Genomic DNA, 20788 nt, shown 5'->3' with positions numbered 1-20788 from the left:
CCCTCCTTAACACTATCTGTACCATGTTTAACGTATTTGTCACAATGTTGGGGTTTTTCTTTTTTCAAATAAGAGTTACACTAATGATAAGCGAATGATCTTTTGAGGGGGATCTCATAAATGAAGAAAGAAAATATATTGTTTTTATTGCTTTCTGCTATTACCGTTATTTGCATAATGAGTATTGGAGTCGCTGTTGCTGAAAGAAGTATTCTGATTGCTGTTCTTGCCATAGCTGGAGTTTTCATCGCAACCGGCCTTGGGTTCACGCTTCGTAAAAAAATTAGAGAATCAAGCGAATTGTAAAAGAAGCACGCAAGAAAGGTTTAAAATCAAACTTTTCTTGCGTGCTTTTATGTAAAAATCTAGTCAATTCTGTTTTTTTACCCTTTTCTTTTTAAAACTGTTCCTGTCTTCTCTTCTAATGGACGAACAATTGCACATACGTCTTTCTCGCCGTATTTTTCTTTCGCTTCCGCTACTTTCTGTTCTCCTAATTTTATTAAATCAAGTGGCATGTTTACTTCCTCCGCTAACTGTAAGGCAAGCAAAATGTCTTTATGTAAAAGATTGATAGAGAAGCGTGGTTCGAATTTCCGGTCAAGGATGGCATCAACAGACCAATCCATACTTTTTGAGAATCCTGCACTTCTTTTAATTAAATCATATGCTATTGCAGGATCAACACCTGCTTTTTCTGCCATTATGTAGCATTCTGCTAAGGCTGATTGATGAACACCAATTAACATATTATTAAGCAACTTGACAACCGTGCCACTGCCAGTTGGTCCAACATGAACAATATACTCGCCAAAAGCTTTCATGACAGGCATAGCTTTTTCAAAGGCTTCTTCTTCTCCACCACACATAATTGTCAATGTTCCTGCAGAAGCCCCCATTGGTCCGCCACTAACTGGAGCATCAATAAAAAACGCCCCTTTTTCAGCTAATAATTTAGCAACATGTTCATTTGTTTCACGATTAACAGTAGAGTGGTCTATCACAATTTTCCCTTCTACAGCCCCAGCGACTAAACCATTTTCCCCTTCATAAACATCAATAATGGTTTGTGGCATCGGTAAGCAAGTCATAACAATGTCCACTTTCTCAATTAAGTCTTTCGGGGAAGCTGCCTCTTCTGCACCAAGCGCTACAGCTTTATCAATTGGTCCTCTACTCCGGCCTACTACAAATGTTTTGTAACCAGCATCAATTAAATGTTTAGTCATTGGCAATCCCATTGTTCCTAAACCAATAAAGCCAACGTTTGTCATCACTTATAACTCCTCTCCAACATACGAAGAAACCATCTCTTTATGTAATCTTGGTTTCCCAACAATAACGGTACTTTTTTGTAAGTAATTTAGATGTTCTCCTCTAAAAGTAGAAGCCTTACAGCCCACTTCTTCTAATAAAACGATCCCAGCCGCATAATCCCAAGGGGACAGATTTACACTTATATACCCATCTAATCGGTCTGCTGCGACATAAGCTATTTCAAGAGCAGCAGATCCATAAGAGCGAATACTTCTCACATCTCGGACGAGTGCTTTCAGTGGATTTCGAAATGGATTTTTTTCTTGCACTAACCATTTTGCATTCAATCCAATAATTGATTCATGTAAAGGCCGCTCCTTAACAGGAACGAGCTCCTCATTATTTACATAAGCACCATGATCCCGAACAGCATGAAATAATTCGTCATTCATTACATCATAAATAAGACCGACCATTCCGACTCCATCATGATAGACAGCGACTGAGATAGCAAAATTATATTTCTGATGAACAAAATTCATTGTCCCATCAATCGGATCAACAATCCAAACGGTTCCATCTAACGAATTAAGTTCTTCAGCAATCCCTTCTTCACCTAAGAAATGATGCTCAGGATATGTTTGATCAATCTTATGATAAAAGAATGATTCAATTGCTCTGTCAACCTCAGTAACTAAATCATCCGGATTAGACTTGGCTTCAATATGAATAGGGTTGGCGAGAGATTTTTTGATCAAGCCAGCAGCTTCATATGTCCATGCTCTAGCAATCTTTTCAAGTTCTAACCAGTCGACTGACATCTACATGACCTCCTAAATGGTACTTCACTTTTCAATTTCCATTATGACATACATTTTCCAAATAGAAAAATAGTAACCCTTTTCAAGTCAAAAAAAAGAGAGTAGCTTATACCCTAATAAAAGCCACTCTCAAGAAATTAAATACCACTATACTTCTAATAAAATAAGTTCTTGTCGTAATTGTTCAAGTCGTTGTTTTGTCTGTTTAATTGTTAGTAAATCTTCATCGAGTAAAGCATCATGTAGAGTCGCTAGCTCATAATCAATTTCAAGACGCAACACCGGAATTCTCATTTCACCATCTTCGCGAATAAAAGCTTGCACAACTTGTTCCATACGGCTTCACTCCTCTTTATATAGTCAAAATACTAACCACTAAATAAAAACTAAATTTTCTGTTATTTAAATTAATTTTATTATAGCACATTTGATAATAGAAGAAAATGTTAATTAAAAAAAGATTAAAATATTAATATAATCATGTTTTATGTCCTAATGATCAACAGCATATCATTCGAGTTTATTAGATAAGATATGATAAAATACATTTATAAATGATAAAGCGAGGTTAAAATGATGAGTTTAAAAGGATTTTCACAGTCAGATTTTAATGTCTTCCATATCGATGGCCTTGAAGCAAGAATGGAAGCAATTCAAACACAAATCCAACCAAAATTTAAAGCGCTTGGAGATATATTAGCAGAGGAACTTGCTGTTCTCGCTGGAAACGAAATGTACCTTCATATTGCAAGACATGCTAGACGAAAGGTTAATCCGCCAAATGATACGTGGATGGCAATAGCTCATGATAAACGCGGTTACAAAAAGCATCCACATTTTCAACTAGGTTTATTTGACGATCATTTATTCATCTGGTTTGCTCTAATATATGAGGCACCAAATAAAAAGGCTATCGCCGAGAGCTTAATGACAAATAGTAATCTAATAATGGACTTACCGGATGAGTACGTCATTTCATTAGACCATATGAAAAAGGACGCAACCTCAATCGGAGACAAAAATGAAAGTGATATCATTGCAGATTTAGAAAGATTACGCGACGTAAAAAAAGCTGAATTCTTAGTAGGCCGTCACCTTAAGCCTAATCAATCAATCGTTCAAGATGGACATGCATTGCTGAACCTTACTAAGGAAACATACGAACAACTATTGCCAATTTATCAACTAGCTATGTCTCAATCTTAATAATAAAAATGGAAAGAGTATTCATCCTCTTTCCATTTTTATTATATTCTCCGTTCCTTCACGGGCTTTTTTTATGCAATGGTAACTAGATATTCCTAGCTCCTCATCATATTGTTTAAAGAGTTGTTTCTCCTCGCTTTTACTTGGCACGATTTCCTTAAACCTTCGATAATCACTGAGAAGTTTCTCTCTATCCACTCCTTTTTTATATGCTTTCTCAATTGTCTCAAAAAATTGAATAACAGTAATTACTTCTTCTGTCGACCAATCGAGAGATATAGGTAATTTAGATTCCATTATTTATTCTCCTCCTATTACAACCCATTGTTTTCGTATCATCTGTGCTTCATTGATTATTTTCGTTAGTAATTGTGATACTGTCAACTCTTCATGAATTCTTCCTACGATTTGCCCTGCCCAGCCAAATCCCTCATCTTCGTTTCCCTCGTAAATATAGGATTTGTTTGCATCTCCACTGATATACTCTTTTAAAGCATCATATGTCGGTTCAACCTTTTCAATATCAAGGATTTTATTTGTCCATTTATTCTTCAAGGCACGTGCAGGAGATCCGATCGAACGTTTTATAACAGTTGTATCGTTCTCCGTTGCCGTTATGATGTTCTTTTTATAATTTGGATGTGCATGAACGCATTCCTTCGTAACGATAAATCTAGTCCCCATTTCAATTCCCTCTGCTCCAAGAGCCAATGCAGCCATCAACCCTCTTCCATCTCCAATTCCACCAGACGCAATAACAGGGATTGATACGGCATCAACTACTTGAGGTACTAATACAATAGTCCCTGTATCTGCTTTTCCTAGATGTCCCCCACCTTCTTGGCCGACAACCATTACAGCATCTGCACCGAGAGCTTCTGCCTTCTGCGCTTGCCTTGTAGACGCAACTAAAACGACCTTTTTTATCTTCGTATTTTCTAACTTCTTCATTAATGGAGCTGGATTTCCACCGGTCATTGATATTACAGGTACATCTTGTTCAATCGCTGTTTCTAGCATAAGTTCATAACTTCGTCCATGATGTCCAATAGCGAAATTCACGCCAAATGAATGTTTTGTCCTTTGTCTTACTTTTCTTATCTCTTCCTTTAAAGCCTCAGGAGACGGAAGTGACATTGCTGTAATTTGTCCTAATCCACCTGCGTTTGAAACAGCAGATGCTAATTCGGAGTACGCTAAATAGGCAAGTCCTCCTTGTATAATCGGATATGTTGTTCCTAATAATTTTGTTACTCTATTCTCCCACATTAAAACCCCTCCCTAGCTGAATTACCAAAATCGTAACATATAAGAACGCTGAATTTTGTCAAATTTGCACATCAATCCGGTTATTGTATCTTTGCTTTCATCCACATTTTTGATATACTCAAATTTGTTTTAGAAGTTTTTAAAACTAGCTTTTAGTTTATAATGAAAAATGAGGTGAACCTGTTGTCACGACAACATCTTACTCCGTTGTTCACCGGTGTACGTAATCACGCCGAAAAACAACCCATTCAATTTCATATTCCTGGGCATAAACAAGGAAAAGGCATGGACCCTGAATTTAGACAATTCATTGGAGAAAACGCCCTTTCAATTGACTTAATAAATATTGAACCATTGGATGATCTTCACCATCCACACGGGATCATAAAAGAGGCACAAGAATTAGCTGCTGAAGCTTTTGGTGCAGACCATACGTTTTTTTCTGTACAAGGGACAAGCGGGGCCATTATGACAATGATCATGTCTGTCTGTGGTCCAGGAGACAAAATCATCGTTCCTCGCAATGTGCATAAATCGATAATGTCTGCCATTATTTTTTCTGGAGCTACTCCTATTTTCATTCATCCTGAGATCGACCCTGTCCTAGGAATATCTCATGGAATAACAACAGATTCAGTTGAAAAAGCGTTAGATTCACATCCTGATGCAAAGGGACTCCTTGTCATTAATCCTACTTATTTTGGGATTGCTGGAAATTTAAAGAAAATAGTTGAAATTGCTCATTCGTATGATGTTCCAGTGCTTGTGGATGAGGCTCATGGAGTTCATATTCATTTTCATAATCAATTGCCGATTTCAGCGATGCAAGCAGGAGCTGACATGGCCGCAACAAGTGTTCATAAACTTGGGGGTTCGATGACGCAAAGTTCCATCTTAAATGTTAAAGAAGGCCTTATTTCACCTAAACGTGTACAATCTATTATTAGTATGTTGACAACTACTTCAACTTCTTACTTACTACTCTCCTCTTTAGATGTTGCTAGAAAACAACTTGCAACGAAAGGAGAACAATTAATTTCTGAAGTCATTACTCTAGCTGAAACAACAAGAGCCCTCATTAATAAAATTGATGGATTAACATGTGTAGGCGACGAAATCTTAGGTACAAAAGCAACGTTTGATATCGATCCAACAAAATTAATTATTAGTGTAAGAGATTTAGGTATTAGTGGTCATGAAGTTGAAATTTGGCTCCGTGAACATTACTCCATTGAAGTTGAAATGTCAGATTTATACAATATTTTATGTATTGTCACATTAGGGGATACACAAGAAAAAATGGACATTTTAATTGATGCACTATCACACCTTGCTTCTGATAAAGCAAATAGTACTAGAACTAATCAAAGATCGTCTGTGTATGTGCCTAACATTCCTACTCTAGCTTTGTCTCCTCGCGATGCCTTTTACGCTGAAACAGAGGTCGTTCCATTTCATGAATCAGCCGGGAGAATTATTGCTGAATTTATTATGGTTTATCCACCTGGAATCCCTATTCTCATTCCAGGAGAAATTGTAACCGAAGAAAATCTATCCTATATTGAAGAAAACTTAAAAAATGATTTACCTGTGCAAGGTCCTGAAGATGCAACATTCCAATCATTGCGTGTTATAAAAGAACATAGAGCAATTCGATAAGAAAAGTCGCACAAGCGGCCTTTTCTTTCAGGCTTTTTCGAAAAAACCTCATTGTATTCTATATATAAAGAAGAAGGACTTCCCAAAGTGGGAGTCCTTCTTCTTTTGTATCATTATTTTTTTTGTTCGGTTTGTTTACAATGTGTGCAACCATTTCCCTTTGCATAAAGCTTTGTGACTTTTTCACCTTCAAACACATCGATAGTCTTGTTACATGATTGACAAATGATAATTCCCATTTGAGTCATCCCCTTTATGCATTTTAATATTTTGGAAGCGGTTTTAATTTCCTTAACCATATAATAATACATACTAATTGGTTACGTCAATCATTAATTGTATGTCACATTAATTTTTTTTAAAAATAAAAAAGAGGATACTGATTAATGGAGTTTTAACCAGTACCCTCTTTGAATCTACTTTTAATAAGTATGTGGATAAAACGTTTCATGTTGAACCTCAATAAAACGCCCTACCTCTTTTAAGAAAACGAAATCGTCTTCAGACACAACATAGTAATCCAAAGGGATATAGAAAACCATAATACCTAGTAAATGATGCGTTTTATAAAATGGCAAATAAATGATTTGCATATCTTGTTCCACTTGATGGAACAGATCTCCTTTTATTGCCACTTCACTAAGTATCCCTTCACCAAAGGACATCAACTGAACTAAATAACATGGACCAGCGCACACTCTCATAATAAATTCACGATCTGTCGCTTCATAGATCGAAACGGAGGAACGATTATCCATAATATTAGCAAACTTTCTTGTAATACCACTATAGAAACTAGATAATGTTTGTACTTGTTCACGCACAAGACCAATTTCTAGGCGTAGCTCATCAAGAAAATAGGACTTATCCATACTAGAAACCTCCAACCAAACAAAATCAACTACCCTCTATCTTAGCTTACCATAATACCCATGTCGAAGGCTGCAATGTTAAAGTAACTATTGTCGAAACATTCTAGTCCCAGATTCTTTCTAACACTTCTAACACTTCTTCTTGAGATAATGGTTTCCAAAAAAGTTCTCCATAGATCAGTAGATCCTGATGCAAGTGCAAGCCAGCATTATAATCTCCTATCACTCCATCACTTGTCCCTGAGTTTCCGACATATCCAATAACCGTTTCAGCAGTTACACGATCGCCAACCTGTAAGTCACTAGGGATCTCATGAAGATGAGCAAATCGATTCATAACTCCACCTTGATATTGGACCCACACTTGTCTTCCTCTTAGCCTGTCAAAAATATATTCCGGCGTATCTTGAAGCTCGGCTGTATAAGCTAAATCTTGATTTCTAATTTCAGACGATTCATATTCAACAAAATCATGATCTGCTCTCACAACAACCCCCTCAGCCATTGCGTAAATTGGTGTTTCTGTTGTGATTCCCCCACCACTAGCATGATCATACCAGTCGATCCCTTCATGGAATCCATTGCGGTATGGTCTTGGAGCACCTGGCAAATGGCTTGGAATTTTACTAACTTGAGCTCCTTTGATTGGTTTTTCTAGAAATGATAAATATTCAACCATTTCATCAACAGTCCACTCTTCAAATGTGAATGCTTCTGGAGGTCCCCCCACTCTTTCTGCTGGACCATACCAATCGAATGAAACTTGATCATCGCTAAAAACAACACTCGTATCGAGAGCTTGTCCAAGAAATTCAACTGGTAAATAAATCTCTTCATTACCTGCTTCACCTTCTACGATTAAGTAAATATCCTCTGAAGGAATATACTCCCCATTTCTCTCTAAAACAGGTACTTCGTCAATTAAATAGAACGAGTCTTCATTAATTGTTAATTGTAATGTACGGTGAATTTCATCAAATTCATAACTTCCTCCAACAACCTCAAGTAAGTCATCAAGTAGAAATCTAGCCTCATTTTCTTTAATTTCAATCGATACTGTTTCATTATATTCACTTTCATTTTGACTAAGCCCATCTGCTTGGGACGATTCTCTACCTGAGTCATTCGGCTCACCTTGACAACCACTAATTAAAAATAAAACAAATAATACTGATAAAATCTTCTGAGCTGCTTTCATATAGTACAACCTTTCCTTGTGTGTAAAATTCGTCACATATCGATTATTTTACCCTTTAATCACTACCGTTGACAAGATGAGAAAAGAAGCAAAAAAAGAACGAATTAAAAGGCCGCTGAAAAAGGTTTTGACCCTTTTCAATGGCCTTTAAGCGATGAGCGGAACCGTTGCTTAGTCTTAAAGCCTGCTATAAGTGGTTTTCATAGGTGCAAACTTGCTTTGCACCTATAGCAGGCGCGCAACGTGTGGAGCCATTGCTGCTTCCTAGAATCTGTTAAAAAGGACTTTTTCAGTGCATTCTGGTTTTCACCTTTTTCAGGGGCTCTAGAATTAGCTTTCACTAATTCGTTAATTCGTTGCAATTTCATTAGGATGAACAATTTCATAACCTTGTTCCCTAAGTCCAATAACAATATCTTCTAATGCTTCTTTGGTCCACATTCGATCATGCATTAACAGATTCGCCCCTTTTGTAAGCAGGGGACTATTAACCATGATATCAGCTAATGCGTCCGCTTCTTGATACTCGTTCTCCCAATCATAACCATACGTCCAATTCATTGATTGCATCCCTTCCGCTTCTACAACTTCATTAGACGTTTCAGTATTTACTCCAAAAGGTGCCCGGTAAAACCTTGGTCGTTCTCCAATGATACCTTCAATTAAACGGTTTAATTGAATTATCTCATTTTTTTGATCTTCTCGTGACAATTGGCTCATATTCGGATGTGTCATCGTATGATTCCCGATTTCAAAGCCTAGTTCATGAATTCTTTTCAGTTTTTCTCGGTCTTCTTCCGTTTGCAAGAAATGCCCATTTACAAAAAAAATGGCTCCAGCTTCTAGACGTTTTAATATTTCTGCCATAGCTACACTATAGTGTTCAGGCGCATCATCTATCGTTATTAGAACTACTTGATCAGATGCATCATCTATCGGTTCAACTAACCAATTCGTTTTGTTAATTGTATATTTTTTTTCAATTTCATTCAAAACTTCTGATTCCACATCCACACTTTCTAATTCCTCCTCTTGAACAGGTTCAACTCCCCTTCCCTCCTCTTCTTTTACTTTTTCTTCTATTTCCTCTTCAACTTCTACTTCGCTTTCAACGTGATCATTTTGACATCCGACTAACATGAATAAGCTCATAATAAATAAGATGACCATGATAAGAAGTCGTTTCATTGAATTACCTCATCCTTTCTCTCCTAACATACGCTCATGTCGAAAAATGGAGTATAACTTCCTTTTTTCTCTCTCATACTAAACGTAGGACTTATTTAGTATGTACTGACCGAAAAAAACAATTTTCACCTAAGGAGTTCGTGTTGATATGAAAAGCTGGATTGGGAGACGTGTAATAAAAACGGGTGTCGCTGTTTTCATAACAGCTTTTATTTGCCACCTTATTAATTTACCACCTACGTTTGCAGTTATAACCGCTATTGTTACAACAGAACCCACAGCTGCTGATTCTCTTAAAAAAGGAATGATCCGTTTACCTGCCGCCGCTCTTGGTGCAACGTTTGCTATTGCTGCTGATTTTGTTCTCGGCCAAAACGCAATCACTTATGCACTTGTAGCAATGCTGACAATAATCGCTTGTTCAAAACTTAAGCTTGATACGGGAACACTAGTTGCCACATTAACTGCAGTAGCCATGATTCCAGGTACAACAGATCATGCTATTTTTGACTTTTCTATTAGAATTTCTGGTACATCGATCGGGATTATTGTTTCAACCTTTGTTAATTTTGTTATTCTTCCACCTAAATTTGGACCGATTCTAGTAAAGAAAGTAGATGCTTTATATCAACAAACAGCGAATAAATTTGCCTTGATCCTTGAATCCCATTTATTAGACGATACAGTGGATCGCACACATTATTATCGGCACTTACACGAAGAGCTCACAAAGGCCTACCAATTAACACAATTTCAACATGATGAGTGGCAATATAGGCGATCATGTGAATTTGAGCGAAGGTCTTTCGGTTACTTACAAAAGAAATTAGATTACTTACACCTTACTCTTTTTCATTTAGGGAAAATTTGTCATCTACGCTTAAATCAATCTTTATCTAAAAAGGAAAAGGACCTTCTTCGTAATACAATCAAATCATTTTGTAACATTTATGAAGATCATTATCACCAAATAACAACTGCTCATTTTATAAATATAGAAAAAATTAAACAACTACGTTCTGAGCAAAATAAGCAAGATTCATTTTTATCCCAAATATGTCACGAGCTTATCTCGCTGAATGAAGTTACATCGGAATTAGCACAAATCACCACAGATGAACGAAGGTTTTCTATGGAAGAAACAAGCTATCCAACTTATATATTCCAAAAACAGGCGTTATATGATTGAGGCAATGAAATGTGAAATGTGATCTTCTTTTTTTTCATAAAATTAAATTATTGGTTTTCATTCGAATACAAGCGGGTAATTACATGAAGCCGATTAAATCTTTTGCACTCTATTTCAAGTTTATGGTACGGTAGAAGTTGGTTTTTAAAGAAAGGTTGATGAAAATGAAGAAAGTGACACCTGTTTTTACAATTTCAGTTGCAATTGCAGTCGCCTTTATTATTTGGGGAATCGTTGCTCCAAATAATCTAGAAGCAGTTACAACAAGCATTCAAGGTTTTATTACGAATGAATTAGGGTGGTTTTATCTTTTAGCCGCTACTGGATTTTTGATTTTTTGTTTATATTTAATATTTAGCCCATACGGCAGAATTAAACTCGGTAAACCCGATGATAAACCTGAATATAACTATCTAACCTGGTTTTCTTTTTTATTTACTGCCGGAATGGGAATCGGACTTGTCTTTTGGGGCGTTGCGGAACCACTATATCATTTCTTTGAGCCTCCTACAGCAGAACCTGGTTCCACACAAGCTGCTGGTGAAGCGATGCGCTACGCCTTTTTCCATTGGGGCTTACATCCATGGGCGATTTATTCTATCGTCGCATTAGCACTAGCATATTTTAGATTTAGAAAAGAGTCGCCAGCTGTTATGAGTGCCGTCCTAGAACCATTGTTAGGAGAAAGAGCAAATGGCGGTTTAGGTACATCAATTAATGTATTGGTTGTTTTTGCAACAATTTTTGGAGTAGCTACATCTTTAGGATTTGGAGCTGCCCAAATTTCAGCTGGGCTTTCATATCTGATACCAGGCTTACAAACGATAAATGAAGTGATGCTTCAACTTATTGTCATCCTTATTGTTACTATACTATTTATGATATCAGCCCAAACTGGTCTAAATAAAGGAATTCGTATTTTAAGTAAAACAAACGTGTATCTTGCTATTTCATTAATGTTATTTGTCTTATTATTTGGTCCGACTAGCTACATTATGGGCGTTTTCACACAAGGCATTGGTAGTTACCTTCAAAATCTTGCTGGAATGAGCTTCAGGCTCGATGTTTACAACCCTGAGACGACTTGGGTTGAAGGATGGACTATTTTCTATTGGGCATGGTGGATTTCATGGGCGCCATTTGTAGGAACATTTATAGCACGCGTTTCGAAAGGACGTACTATTAGAGAGTTTGTTGTTGGTGTACTTGCTGTTCCATCTATCTTCGGTGCTTTGTGGTTTGCTGTCTTCGGTGGGACAGGAATTCAACTACAAAGACTTGGTACAGCCGACATTATGGGAACGATGTCTGAAGGTGGTATGGAAGTAGCTCTGTTTGCCGTACTCGAACAATTTCCACTTGGGTTACTCCTTTCCATTATTGCTGTGTTTTTGATTTCCTCTTTCTTTGTAACATCGGCTGATTCAGCCACAGTCGTACTGGGAATGCAAACAACGAACGGAAATTTAAACCCACCAAATGGAGTGAAATTTGTTTGGGGTCTGATTATTTCTGCAACAGCAGCAGTTCTACTTTCTACAGAGAAAGGGTTAGGAGCCTTGCAAACAGCAGCAATCATCGCCGCCCTCCCTTTTACAATTATTATGATTATGATGATTTTCTCTATTATGAAATCATTAAAAGCAGAAAAGCCAATTTTAGCAACTGAAAAAGAACGTATTCGTCTTGAACGATATGAGCTCAAACAAGAGCGCGAAAGATTAAAAGAAGAAAAATCTGCCTTTAAAAAAGAAAAAGCAGAGCTAAAAAAGAAGAAATAAAACTATATAAATAATAAAATCTAAAAGACGTTTCTCCGGTTTCCCCACCAAGGAGAGGCGTCTTTTGTCATATAAAAGTCCTAAATATTTCTATTTGATTACATTTAAATAATAAATATCCTAAGTGAATCAATGCGTGATAAAATGAAGTAACATAATGCAATTAGTAAAAAAATGTAATTTTAGAAAGAGGATGTGACTAGTAATGGACAAGTATGTCGAAGTGATGATAATTGGATCAATTCTATTATTAAACTCGTGCTTTTCTGCAGCATCGTCGATAGAAAATCCTTTAGAGCAACATACTGACGAAACAATTACTGTCCTTTTTTCAGATTCTTCTACTATGCAAGATGAGAAGACATATTATGACGCGTTCCTTGAACTAAAACAAAATTATCCAAGTGAAATCCCTTCGTTTTTAATTATTGACGCAAATGAACGTGAGGTAATTCGTTATTTTAACATCGAACAATTCCCAACTATGCTCGTAATAACCGGTGATCAAGAGGACTTACGCATGGAAGGTATATTTACAAAAGACGAAATATTAACACATTTAATGGAAGTATTTCAACTTGAGAAGACACCGAAGATAAACCTCACCTCAATTGAATACATACAAAAATCCAGTATCTCTTTTATAGAGAAACTGGATTTTTTGCTATAAAACCTTTTAATGTACATAAAAATAAAAAAGGGGCTGTCCCAAAAGTCCGGAACAGACCTTTTGAGACACCCCTTTCAATTACTTAACTATATGAATTGGTGTTCCAAGGGCAACTTCTGCTGCTTCCATTGTAATTTCACCTAAAGAAGGATGAGCATGAATCGTTAATGCAATATCTTCTGCAGTCATTCCAGTTTCAATTGCAAGACCTAATTCTGCAATCATATCAGAAGCATTAGGGCCAGCTACTTGAGCACCAATAACGAGTCCATCCTCTTTACGAGTAACAAGCTTCATAAACCCATCTGTTTCGTTTAGAGATAACGCACGTCCATTAGCAGCAAATGGGAATTTCGATGCAATAACATCAAATCCAGCATCTTTTGCTTCTGCTTCTGTATATCCGACACTTGCTAGCTCAGGATCAGAGAATACAACAGCCGGAATCGCTAGGTAGTCTATTTCAGACTTTTCACCTGCAATTGCTTCAGCAGCAATTTTGCCTTCATAAGAAGCTTTGTGAGCTAATGGTGGTCCTTCTACGATATCACCAATTGCATAGATATTTGAAACGTTTGTACGGCACTGCTTATCAATCTTAACAACTCCGCGATCTGTTGTTTCAACACCAATTTGCTCAAGTCCAATCTCATCTGTATTCGGACGACGTCCAACCGTTACTAAGCAGTAGTCAGCCTCGAAGACTTCTTCCTTACCTTTCACCTCAGCTGTCACTTTTACACCGTCTTTTGTTTCTTCAACACCTTTAGCAAGTGCTTCCATCTTGAATTCAACACCGTTCTTTTTCAAACGACGTTCTACAACCTTAGCCATTTGTTTTTCAAAACCGCCAAGAATTTGCTTCGAACCTTCGAGAACAACAACTTCTGTTCCCATATTCGCATAAGCACCAGCTAATTCAATCCCAATGTACCCTCCACCAATAACGACCATTTTCTTAGGCACTTCTTTAAGAGCTAGGGCACCTGTTGAATTAATGACGCGATCCGTGTATTTGAAACCAGGAATTTCTATAGGGGTAGAACCTGTTGCAATGATGCAATTTTTAAAATTGTATGTTTGTGCACTTTTCTCATCCATGATACGGACAGAGTTTTCAGACGCAAAATACGCTTCACCACGAACAATTTCTACTTTGTTTCCTTTAAGAAGTCCTTCTACTCCACCAGTTAACTTTTTAACAACTGAAGCTTTCCATTCTTGTACTTTCTCAAAGTTAATGGAAACTTTTTCTGCAATAATTCCCATGTCTTCAGAATGCTTTGCATTATGAAAGCGGTGACCTGCAGCAATTAATGCTTTTGAAGGAATACAACCAACGTTTAGACAAACGCCGCCCATTTCTCCTTTTTCTACAATTGTTACTTTTTGTCCTAGTTGCGCAGCGCGAATTGCTGCAACATATCCACCAGGACCAGAACCGATGACAAGTGTGTCTACTTCATTTGCGAAATCTCCTACAACCATGCTTACCCCTCCATTAATAATAATTGTGGATCATTTAATAGGCGTTTAACGTGGTTTAGTGCATTCTGAGCTGTAACGCCATCAATAAGACGGTGATCATAACTGATTGAAAGCGCTAGTACAGGAGCAGCTACAATCTCGCCATTCTTTACAACCGGCTTCTCTTCGATACGACCAATACCTAAAATGGCTACTTCTGGATGATTAATAACTGGAGTGAACCAAAGACCACGAGCTGAACCAACATTGGAAATTGTGGCAGATCCGCCCTTCATTTCTGCACCACTAAGTTTACCATCACGTGCCTTAACTGCCAACTCATTAATTTCATCAGCAAGAGCAAAAATTGATTTACGATCTGCATCTTTAACAACTGGTACAAATAAACCATGCTCAGTATCAGCAGCAATACCAATGTTGAAATAGTTTTTGTATACAATTTCATCATTCGCATCATCAATTGATGCATTAAGTGCAGGGAATTTACGTAAAGCAGCTGTAAGAGCTTTGACAACGTATGGTAAGTACGTTAGCTTAGTACCTTGTTCAGCAGCTATTCCTTTATACTCTTTACGGTGTGCAACTAAAGCAGAAACTTCCACTTCATCCATGTGTGTAACATGAGGAGCTGTGTGCTTAGAATTCACCATTGCTTTTGCAATTGCTTTACGAACACCTTTGAAAGGAACACGGTGCTCTAACTCACCAACAGGAATAGCAACTGGCTCTGTTTTTTGTGGTGTTGCAGCAGCTGGTGCTTCTTTTTCTTCTGTTTGCGCTTGTGCTGCTGGCGCTTCTTGCGCTCCACCATTTAAGAATGTATCGATATCTCCTTTAACGACACGACCATTTTTTCCAGTTCCACTTACTTTGTGAATTGCAACACCTTTTTCACGAGCATATTTACGTACAGAAGGCATTGCGATTACACGAGCATCACTATCTACCTCATCATTTGCTGTATCAGCAGCCGGCTCAGAAGTTTTTGCTACTTCTTCCTTAGCAGCTGGTTCTTCCGCTTCTGGAGTACCTTCATCTTCTGCAGGATTTGCATCTCCAGCATCAATCGTTAAAAGAACATCACCAACGATACTAACCGTTCCCTCTTCTACTTTAACTTCAAGAACTTTACCGTCAACAGGTGATGGAATCTCTACAACAGCTTTGTCATTTTGAACTTCAAGAAGAATGTCATCTTCCTTAATTTCGTCACCTGGTTTAACAAACCATTTTACAATTTCACCTTCGTGAATACCTTCACCAATATCAGGAAGTTTAAAATTATATGCCACTTTGAAGTGCCTCCTTTAATTCCTCTTAAACTAAATTTAAATGAAAAGGAAAGACAAAATCTTTCCTTTTCTTATGCTTGTCTCTTGTTTAGGTTAGAAATTAATAACTTTCTTTGCTGTTTCAATGATTCCTTTATAGTCAGGTAACCAAGCATCTTCTGCTTGTGCAAATGGATATACAGTATCAGGTGCAGCTACACGAAGTACTGGAGCTTCCAAACTTAAAATAGCTCGTTCTGTAATTTCAGCAACTACGTTTGCTGCGATCCCCGCTTGCTTTTGAGCTTCTTGAACAACAATCGCTCGATTTGTCTTCTCTACAGAAGCAAGAATCGTATCGATATCAAGTGGACTGATTGTCATAAGGTCGATAACCTCGACATCAATGCCTTCTTTCTCTAGCTCTTCAGCTGCTTTAAGGGAAGAGTGGACCATTGCTCCGTATGTAACAATAGTTAAATCTTTTCCTTCACGCTTAATATCTGCTTTACCAAGTGGAATTGTGTACTCTTCTTCAGGTACTTCTCCACGGAATGAGCGATATAGCTTCATATGTTCAAGATATACAACAGGGTCGTTATCACGAATTGCTGAAATCAAAAGTCCTTTTGCATCATAAGGAGTTGAAGGAATAACTACTTTCAACCCTGGAGTTTGTGCAACTAGCCCTTCTAAACTATCAGCATGCATCTCTGGTGTTTTAACCCCTCCACCAAATGGAGAACGAACAGTAATTGGTGATGTTAATTTGCCACCTGTACGATAACGCATACGGTTCATTTGACCAGCAAGAGAATCAAAAACTTCAAACAAGAAACCAAAGAATTGAATTTCCATAACTGGACGGAACCCCGTTAATCCTAAACCAATTGCTAAACCACCAATACCAGACTCCGCGAGTGGCGTATCAAATACGCGCTCTTCACCAAATTCTTTTTGTAGGCCTTCTGTCGCACGGAATACTCCACCGTTTTGACCGACGTCTTCACCAAACACAAGAACATCTTCATTATTCTTAAGCTCATTACGCATTGCATCCGTAATCGCTTGAATCATTGTCATTTGTGCCATAGGTTACTTCGACTCCTTTGCTGTGTATTCTTCCATTTGCTCACGAAGATTATAAGGTAAATCTTCGAACATGAAACCAATAAGATCTGTTACTTTTTGCTTAGGTGCAGCATCTGCTTCTTTCATTGCAGCTTTGATATCTTCTTTCGCTTGCTCAACGATTTCATTTTCTTTTTCTTCTGTCCAAAGACCTTTCGTTTCTAAGAACTTACGGAAACGAACTAAAGGATCTTTTTTCGTCCACTCATCATCTAAATCAGAAGAACGGTAACGAGTTGGGTCATCCCCTGCCATTGTATGTGGACCGTAACGGTATGTCATTGTTTCAATTAATGAAGGACCTTCGCCTGCCAATGCACGTTCACGAGCGTCTTTTGTTGCAGCGTAAACAGCAAGAATATCCATACCATCTACTTGAATTCCTTCAATACCAGCCGCTACTGCTTTTTGAGCAATTGTTTTTGCTGCAGATTGTTTTTCAACAGGTACAGAAATCGCAAAACGGTTATTTTGTACGATGAATACTGCAGGAGCATTATATGCACCAGCAAAGTTCATTCCTTCATAGAAATCCCCTTGCGAAGCTCCTCCATCACCTGTGTATGTGATCGCAATGTTGTTTTTGTTTTTACGCTTAAGGCCTAACGCTACCCCAGCTGTTTGAATAATTTGTGCTCCAATAATGATCTGAGGGAATAGAACATTTAATCCATCAGGGAATTGGCTTCCTGCAAAGTGCCCACGAGACCATAGGAAAGCTTGATGTAATGGCAGTCCGTGAAATACAATTTGAGGAATATCACGGTAACCAGGTAGAATCCAATCATCTTTATCAAGAGCAAATTGGCTTCCTAACATTGATGCCTCTTGACCAGCAACAGGTGCATAGAAGCCAAGACGTCCTTGGCGGTTTAATGAGATCGCACGTTGGTCCCAAATACGTGTATACACCATACGTCTCATCATTTCTTGTAATTGATCATCACTTAAATTAGGCATAGCAGCTTCATTAACAACTTCGCCTTCTTCATTTAAAATTTGGAAAGTTTCAAATTGATTTTCAACTTGTTCTAACGTTTTTGTACTCACTACCTTCACCTCTTCCTTTCGAATAAAAAAATTAATAATTAAAGATAATCTAATGACTATTTGACAAATCTCCCCCATAGGATACCCAAACTACTACCTTCCATAACCTTTGGAGAAAAGTTTGAAACAAAAATTCATGCAAGCTTTTTAATGTCACACCAAACGATTTCATATTTACGTCCTTAAAATCTCAACTGTATCAGTCTAATTACCACCAAAGTGATACAACACAACTCACAAAATTAAGTCTACATCACATCTACAAATTCCGTCAATCCTTTTACTTATCTATTTTCAAGATTTTTTTCTACGCAGATAGTAAATACTCCCAAAGCACCTTGTTATATATCAATGACTCACAATATTAGTACAGTTTTGTTTTTTTATTTGTAATTTGGCGCTGCATACGCAAAAGGAGCTTAATGTACAGTACTAATCGTACTGTACATTAAGCTCCGCTTTTTTATAAAATTCCCTTTTCACCTGGTTATAACGATCTGTCGATTCATTAAATCGTTCCTTATTTTCAATTACACTCCCATATATCTCATTCACTTTGTCAATTTGTTCTTGAAGGGATTCCATTGTTAAATCTTCTTGCTGCAGCATTTCAAATAACGCCTTATCTAAGCTAATTGCTTCATTATAACTAGCATATAACTGTTGATAGTATTCATAACGCTCATCCATAGTTGATTTAAGTTGCTCTAATAAATTGCTAAGTTCCTCTCCCTCTATGTCCTCAAACTGTTCCTCAATTTTTAGAAACTCTTGATAACCATCCTCTATACTTTCTTTTTCTTGTAATAACATGGATTCTCTAGAGTTTATAGATGAGATTGCTTCTTCTGCTAGTACCACTATTTCTTCAAATTCATCCATGCCAAGTGAAATAATCTCTTCAAATAATTCATTTTCTCTCATTTCAGCTTTTTGCAAAGGTTCTTGTTGTTGTTCAAAAGGCACTTCTAATTCTACTGCAGCTTCTAAATGTTGATATACTGTTTCTGCCGGGTTCTCCCCACACCCTGTCAATAAAAACATTGTTAATAAAAGTGCTGCTCCCCATTTCTTAACACTCACCAGCCTTTTCCCCCTTACCATGTACTAAAGCTCTACCATAAAACAAACGGAACAAATTAACAATATTTCAATTTCAAAGCTAGTATATGAACAGTTATTTTGTAATATGAGCCTGTCCATCAAATAATTATAAAAGAATCCGTAAAAATAGGCATTCGTCCAACCAACTTGCCTATGTATGCATAATGTAGTTAGTGAATCGCAGGCAATGCGGTGCAAGAGAAAAAGGAGGAATGTAAAAATGTTTGGTTACGGATATGGTGCAGGTCACGGATGTACTGACCCTTGTGGATATGGTTACGGCGCTCCAGTAGTTGCGGGTGCTGCTTACGCACCTGGTGCTGGAAAAGGGTTCGCGTTAATCGTAGTACTTTTCATCCTGCTTATCATTGTTGGAGCTTCTAAGTTCGGACATTGTTAATAATTTCAAGGAGGAATAAGGCAAAATCGTCTTATTCCTCCTTTTGTTACAATATTACTTGATATTTCATTTATTTCTTCATAAAGTAAACGTAAGTGCAAAAGGAGTGATACATAATGTTAACCATGAAAGATGTTGTAAGAGAAGGCGATCCCGTTTTAAGAAAAATAGCTGAAGAGGTCTCACTACCTGCAAGTGAAGCAGATAGGAAGATCCTACAAGAGATGCTTGACTTCGTTATAAACAGCCAAGACCCTGAGATTGCGGAAAAATACGAATTAAGACCTGGTGTTGGAATCGCAGCTCCCCAAATTGGAATCTCTAAAAGAATGTTTGCTGTTCATGTAACAGATGAACAAGATCAATTATATAGCATGGGTTTATTTAACCCAAAAGTAATAAGCCATTCTGTAGAAGAAACACATTTAGAAGGTGGCGAAGGATGTTTATCTGTAGATAGAGATATTCCTGGAAATGTCCCTCGCTATTCAAGAATCACTGTAAAAGGAACCAATTTAGATGGCGAAGAGGTAACTTTACGTTTACGAGGTTTAGTGTCAATTGTTTTCCAACACGAACTTGATCACTTAAATGGTATAATGTTCTATGATCGAATTGAAGGTTTTAAGGATAAACTAAAAAAGGAATTGCCTAATAAGGTATAAAATTGATGATTCATCTCCTGAGGTCGCTCGGAGTTGAATCATTTTTTTATCCAGTTATTACCTTGAACAGCTAAATGCTAACTAACACATACTATACATATAAAAACCCTCACCTATTGGAAAAAACGTGAATAAGGAGTGTGGAATCTAATGTTGCGAAGATTGAGAAAAAAAATCGTAAAAGGCTGCAAAAACCTTTTACCAAAAAGCCGTTTAATCGAAGTTTAATTAAGACTAATAACGTGAATAATGAACTTTTATACAGAGGCGAAAACGTACCCGGAAATAAATAACATGAAATGAGAAGACATTTGCTTTATAATGAAAATATAACCAATGGTAAGGAGAGGTAGTAACATGTTATTTAAAGTATTTTATCAAAAGAATTTTAATCAAGTCCCTGTTCGTGAATTTACTGAAGCTATGTTTGTAGAAGGCGAGAGCGAAGCGGATGTCAGGAAGAAACTAGCCGATCGCAATTTTAATATTGAATTTGTAACACCTGTCTCTGGAGCTTATCTCGAATACGAACAACAAAATGAAAATTTCAAAGTGGAGACTATTTAATT

General features: G+C 37.2%; 23 protein-coding genes. 9 read left to right on the top strand and 14 right to left on the bottom strand.

Annotated features, from left to right (window positions below):
• Positions 1-120 precede the first annotated feature (120 nt).
• On the top strand, positions 121-306 hold the full coding sequence (locus MF646_RS04210; protein ID WP_250095242.1) for a DUF5325 family protein: 186 nt from the start codon (positions 121-123) through the stop codon (positions 304-306).
• 77 nt (positions 307-383) lie between these two features.
• Here MF646_RS04210 and MF646_RS04205 read toward each other — a convergent pair whose 3' ends face one another.
• The 3 genes from MF646_RS04205 to MF646_RS04195 all read right to left on the bottom strand — a co-directional run bounded on the left by MF646_RS04205 (position 384) and on the right by MF646_RS04195 (position 2414).
• Entirely contained in the window at positions 384-1274 is an 891-nt protein-coding gene (locus tag MF646_RS04205) for an NAD(P)-dependent oxidoreductase (protein WP_250095241.1), read from the bottom strand.
• Positions 1275-1277: 3 nt separating this feature from the next.
• On the bottom strand, positions 1278-2078 hold the full coding sequence (locus MF646_RS04200) for an inositol monophosphatase family protein (RefSeq protein ID WP_250095240.1): 801 nt from the start codon (positions 2076-2078) through the stop codon (positions 1278-1280).
• Between the two features lie 147 nt (positions 2079-2225).
• On the bottom strand, positions 2226-2414 hold the full coding sequence (locus MF646_RS04195) for a hypothetical protein (protein ID WP_250095239.1): 189 nt from the start codon (positions 2412-2414) through the stop codon (positions 2226-2228).
• Between the two features lie 237 nt (positions 2415-2651).
• Here MF646_RS04195 and MF646_RS04190 point away from each other — a divergent pair, with 237 nt between their 5' ends.
• Positions 2652-3284 (top strand): YktB family protein, encoded by a 633-nt coding sequence (locus tag MF646_RS04190; protein WP_338035469.1) that lies wholly within the window; start codon positions 2652-2654, stop codon positions 3282-3284.
• Positions 3285-3305: 21 nt separating this feature from the next.
• On the opposite strand, the gene MF646_RS04185 is transcribed toward MF646_RS04190, so the two are convergent.
• Positions 3306-3581, bottom strand: a complete 276-nt coding sequence (locus tag MF646_RS04185; RefSeq protein ID WP_250095238.1) for a UPF0223 family protein — start codon at positions 3579-3581, stop codon at positions 3306-3308.
• A 3-nt stretch (positions 3582-3584) separates the two neighbouring features.
• Positions 3585-4553 carry an NAD(P)H-dependent flavin oxidoreductase gene (locus MF646_RS04180; protein WP_250095237.1) on the bottom strand — a complete coding sequence of 323 codons (969 nt, stop codon included), beginning with the start codon at positions 4551-4553 and terminating at the stop codon, positions 3585-3587.
• Positions 4554-4736: 183 nt separating this feature from the next.
• Between MF646_RS04180 and MF646_RS04175 the strand changes: the two genes are divergently transcribed.
• Positions 4737-6212 carry an aminotransferase class I/II-fold pyridoxal phosphate-dependent enzyme gene (locus tag MF646_RS04175; protein ID WP_275980199.1) on the top strand — a complete coding sequence of 492 codons (1476 nt, stop codon included), beginning with the start codon at positions 4737-4739 and terminating at the stop codon, positions 6210-6212.
• Positions 6213-6325: 113 nt separating this feature from the next.
• Here the strand turns inward: MF646_RS04175 and MF646_RS04170 are convergent, their stop codons facing one another.
• From MF646_RS04170 to MF646_RS04155, 4 genes are all read right to left on the bottom strand, one after another.
• The gene (locus MF646_RS04170) at positions 6326-6451 is read right to left on the bottom strand and encodes a GapA-binding peptide SR1P (RefSeq protein ID WP_250095235.1); all 126 of its coding nucleotides are present in this window, start codon (positions 6449-6451) and stop codon (positions 6326-6328) included.
• A gap of 183 nt (positions 6452-6634) precedes the next feature.
• Complete coding sequence (locus MF646_RS04165; protein ID WP_250095234.1) at positions 6635-7084, bottom strand: hypothetical protein; 450 nt, start codon at positions 7082-7084, stop codon at positions 6635-6637.
• A 103-nt stretch (positions 7085-7187) separates the two neighbouring features.
• Positions 7188-8282, bottom strand: coding sequence for a M23 family metallopeptidase (locus tag MF646_RS04160; protein WP_250095233.1), 1095 nt, complete (start codon positions 8280-8282; stop codon positions 7188-7190).
• A 348-nt stretch (positions 8283-8630) separates the two neighbouring features.
• Positions 8631-9470: a polysaccharide deacetylase family protein gene (locus MF646_RS04155; protein ID WP_250095232.1), complete on the bottom strand. Its 840-nt coding sequence runs from the start codon at positions 9468-9470 to the stop codon at positions 8631-8633.
• A gap of 148 nt (positions 9471-9618) precedes the next feature.
• On the opposite strand from MF646_RS04155, the gene MF646_RS04150 reads away from it, so the two are divergent.
• The 3 genes from MF646_RS04150 (at position 9619) to MF646_RS04140 (ending at position 13110) form a co-directional block, all read left to right on the top strand.
• Complete coding sequence (locus MF646_RS04150) at positions 9619-10659, top strand: FUSC family protein (RefSeq protein WP_250095231.1); 1041 nt, start codon at positions 9619-9621, stop codon at positions 10657-10659.
• A gap of 164 nt (positions 10660-10823) precedes the next feature.
• Entirely contained in the window at positions 10824-12440 is a 1617-nt protein-coding gene (locus MF646_RS04145; protein ID WP_250095230.1) for a glycine betaine uptake BCCT transporter, read from the top strand.
• A gap of 205 nt (positions 12441-12645) precedes the next feature.
• Entirely contained in the window at positions 12646-13110 is a 465-nt protein-coding gene (locus MF646_RS04140; RefSeq protein WP_250095229.1) for a protein disulfide isomerase family protein, read from the top strand.
• A gap of 78 nt (positions 13111-13188) precedes the next feature.
• Here MF646_RS04140 and lpdA read toward each other — a convergent pair whose 3' ends face one another.
• The 5 genes from lpdA to MF646_RS04115 form a co-directional block, all read right to left on the bottom strand.
• Complete coding sequence (gene lpdA, locus MF646_RS04135; protein WP_250095228.1) at positions 13189-14598, bottom strand: dihydrolipoyl dehydrogenase; 1410 nt, start codon at positions 14596-14598, stop codon at positions 13189-13191.
• A gap of 2 nt (positions 14599-14600) precedes the next feature.
• Positions 14601-15890, bottom strand: coding sequence for a dihydrolipoamide acetyltransferase family protein (locus tag MF646_RS04130; protein WP_250095227.1), 1290 nt, complete (start codon positions 15888-15890; stop codon positions 14601-14603).
• Positions 15891-15983: 93 nt separating this feature from the next.
• Positions 15984-16961 carry an alpha-ketoacid dehydrogenase subunit beta gene (locus MF646_RS04125; RefSeq protein WP_250095226.1) on the bottom strand — a complete coding sequence of 326 codons (978 nt, stop codon included), beginning with the start codon at positions 16959-16961 and terminating at the stop codon, positions 15984-15986.
• A 3-nt stretch (positions 16962-16964) separates the two neighbouring features.
• Positions 16965-18050, bottom strand: coding sequence for a pyruvate dehydrogenase (acetyl-transferring) E1 component subunit alpha (gene pdhA / locus MF646_RS04120; protein ID WP_250095225.1), 1086 nt, complete (start codon positions 18048-18050; stop codon positions 16965-16967).
• 432 nt (positions 18051-18482) lie between these two features.
• Complete coding sequence (locus MF646_RS04115) at positions 18483-19133, bottom strand: YkyA family protein (protein ID WP_250095224.1); 651 nt, start codon at positions 19131-19133, stop codon at positions 18483-18485.
• 241 nt (positions 19134-19374) lie between these two features.
• Here MF646_RS04115 and MF646_RS04110 point away from each other — a divergent pair, with 241 nt between their 5' ends.
• The 3 genes from MF646_RS04110 to MF646_RS04100 all read left to right on the top strand — a co-directional run bounded on the left by MF646_RS04110 (position 19375) and on the right by MF646_RS04100 (position 20786).
• On the top strand, positions 19375-19554 hold the full coding sequence (locus MF646_RS04110; RefSeq protein WP_250095223.1) for a YjcZ family sporulation protein: 180 nt from the start codon (positions 19375-19377) through the stop codon (positions 19552-19554).
• A gap of 116 nt (positions 19555-19670) precedes the next feature.
• Positions 19671-20219 (top strand): peptide deformylase, encoded by a 549-nt coding sequence (gene def, locus MF646_RS04105; protein WP_250095222.1) that lies wholly within the window; start codon positions 19671-19673, stop codon positions 20217-20219.
• A 357-nt stretch (positions 20220-20576) separates the two neighbouring features.
• A complete protein-coding gene (locus MF646_RS04100) occupies positions 20577-20786 on the top strand; it encodes a DNA-dependent RNA polymerase subunit epsilon (RefSeq protein WP_250095221.1) in 210 nt (69 codons plus the stop codon).
• Positions 20787-20788 lie beyond the last annotated feature (2 nt).

This window comes from Halalkalibacter alkaliphilus, assembly GCF_023555415.1.
Taxonomy (GTDB): domain Bacteria; phylum Bacillota; class Bacilli; order Bacillales; family Bacillaceae_D; genus Halalkalibacter; species Halalkalibacter alkaliphilus.
This window is presented reverse-complemented; position numbering and strand designations above follow the sequence as displayed.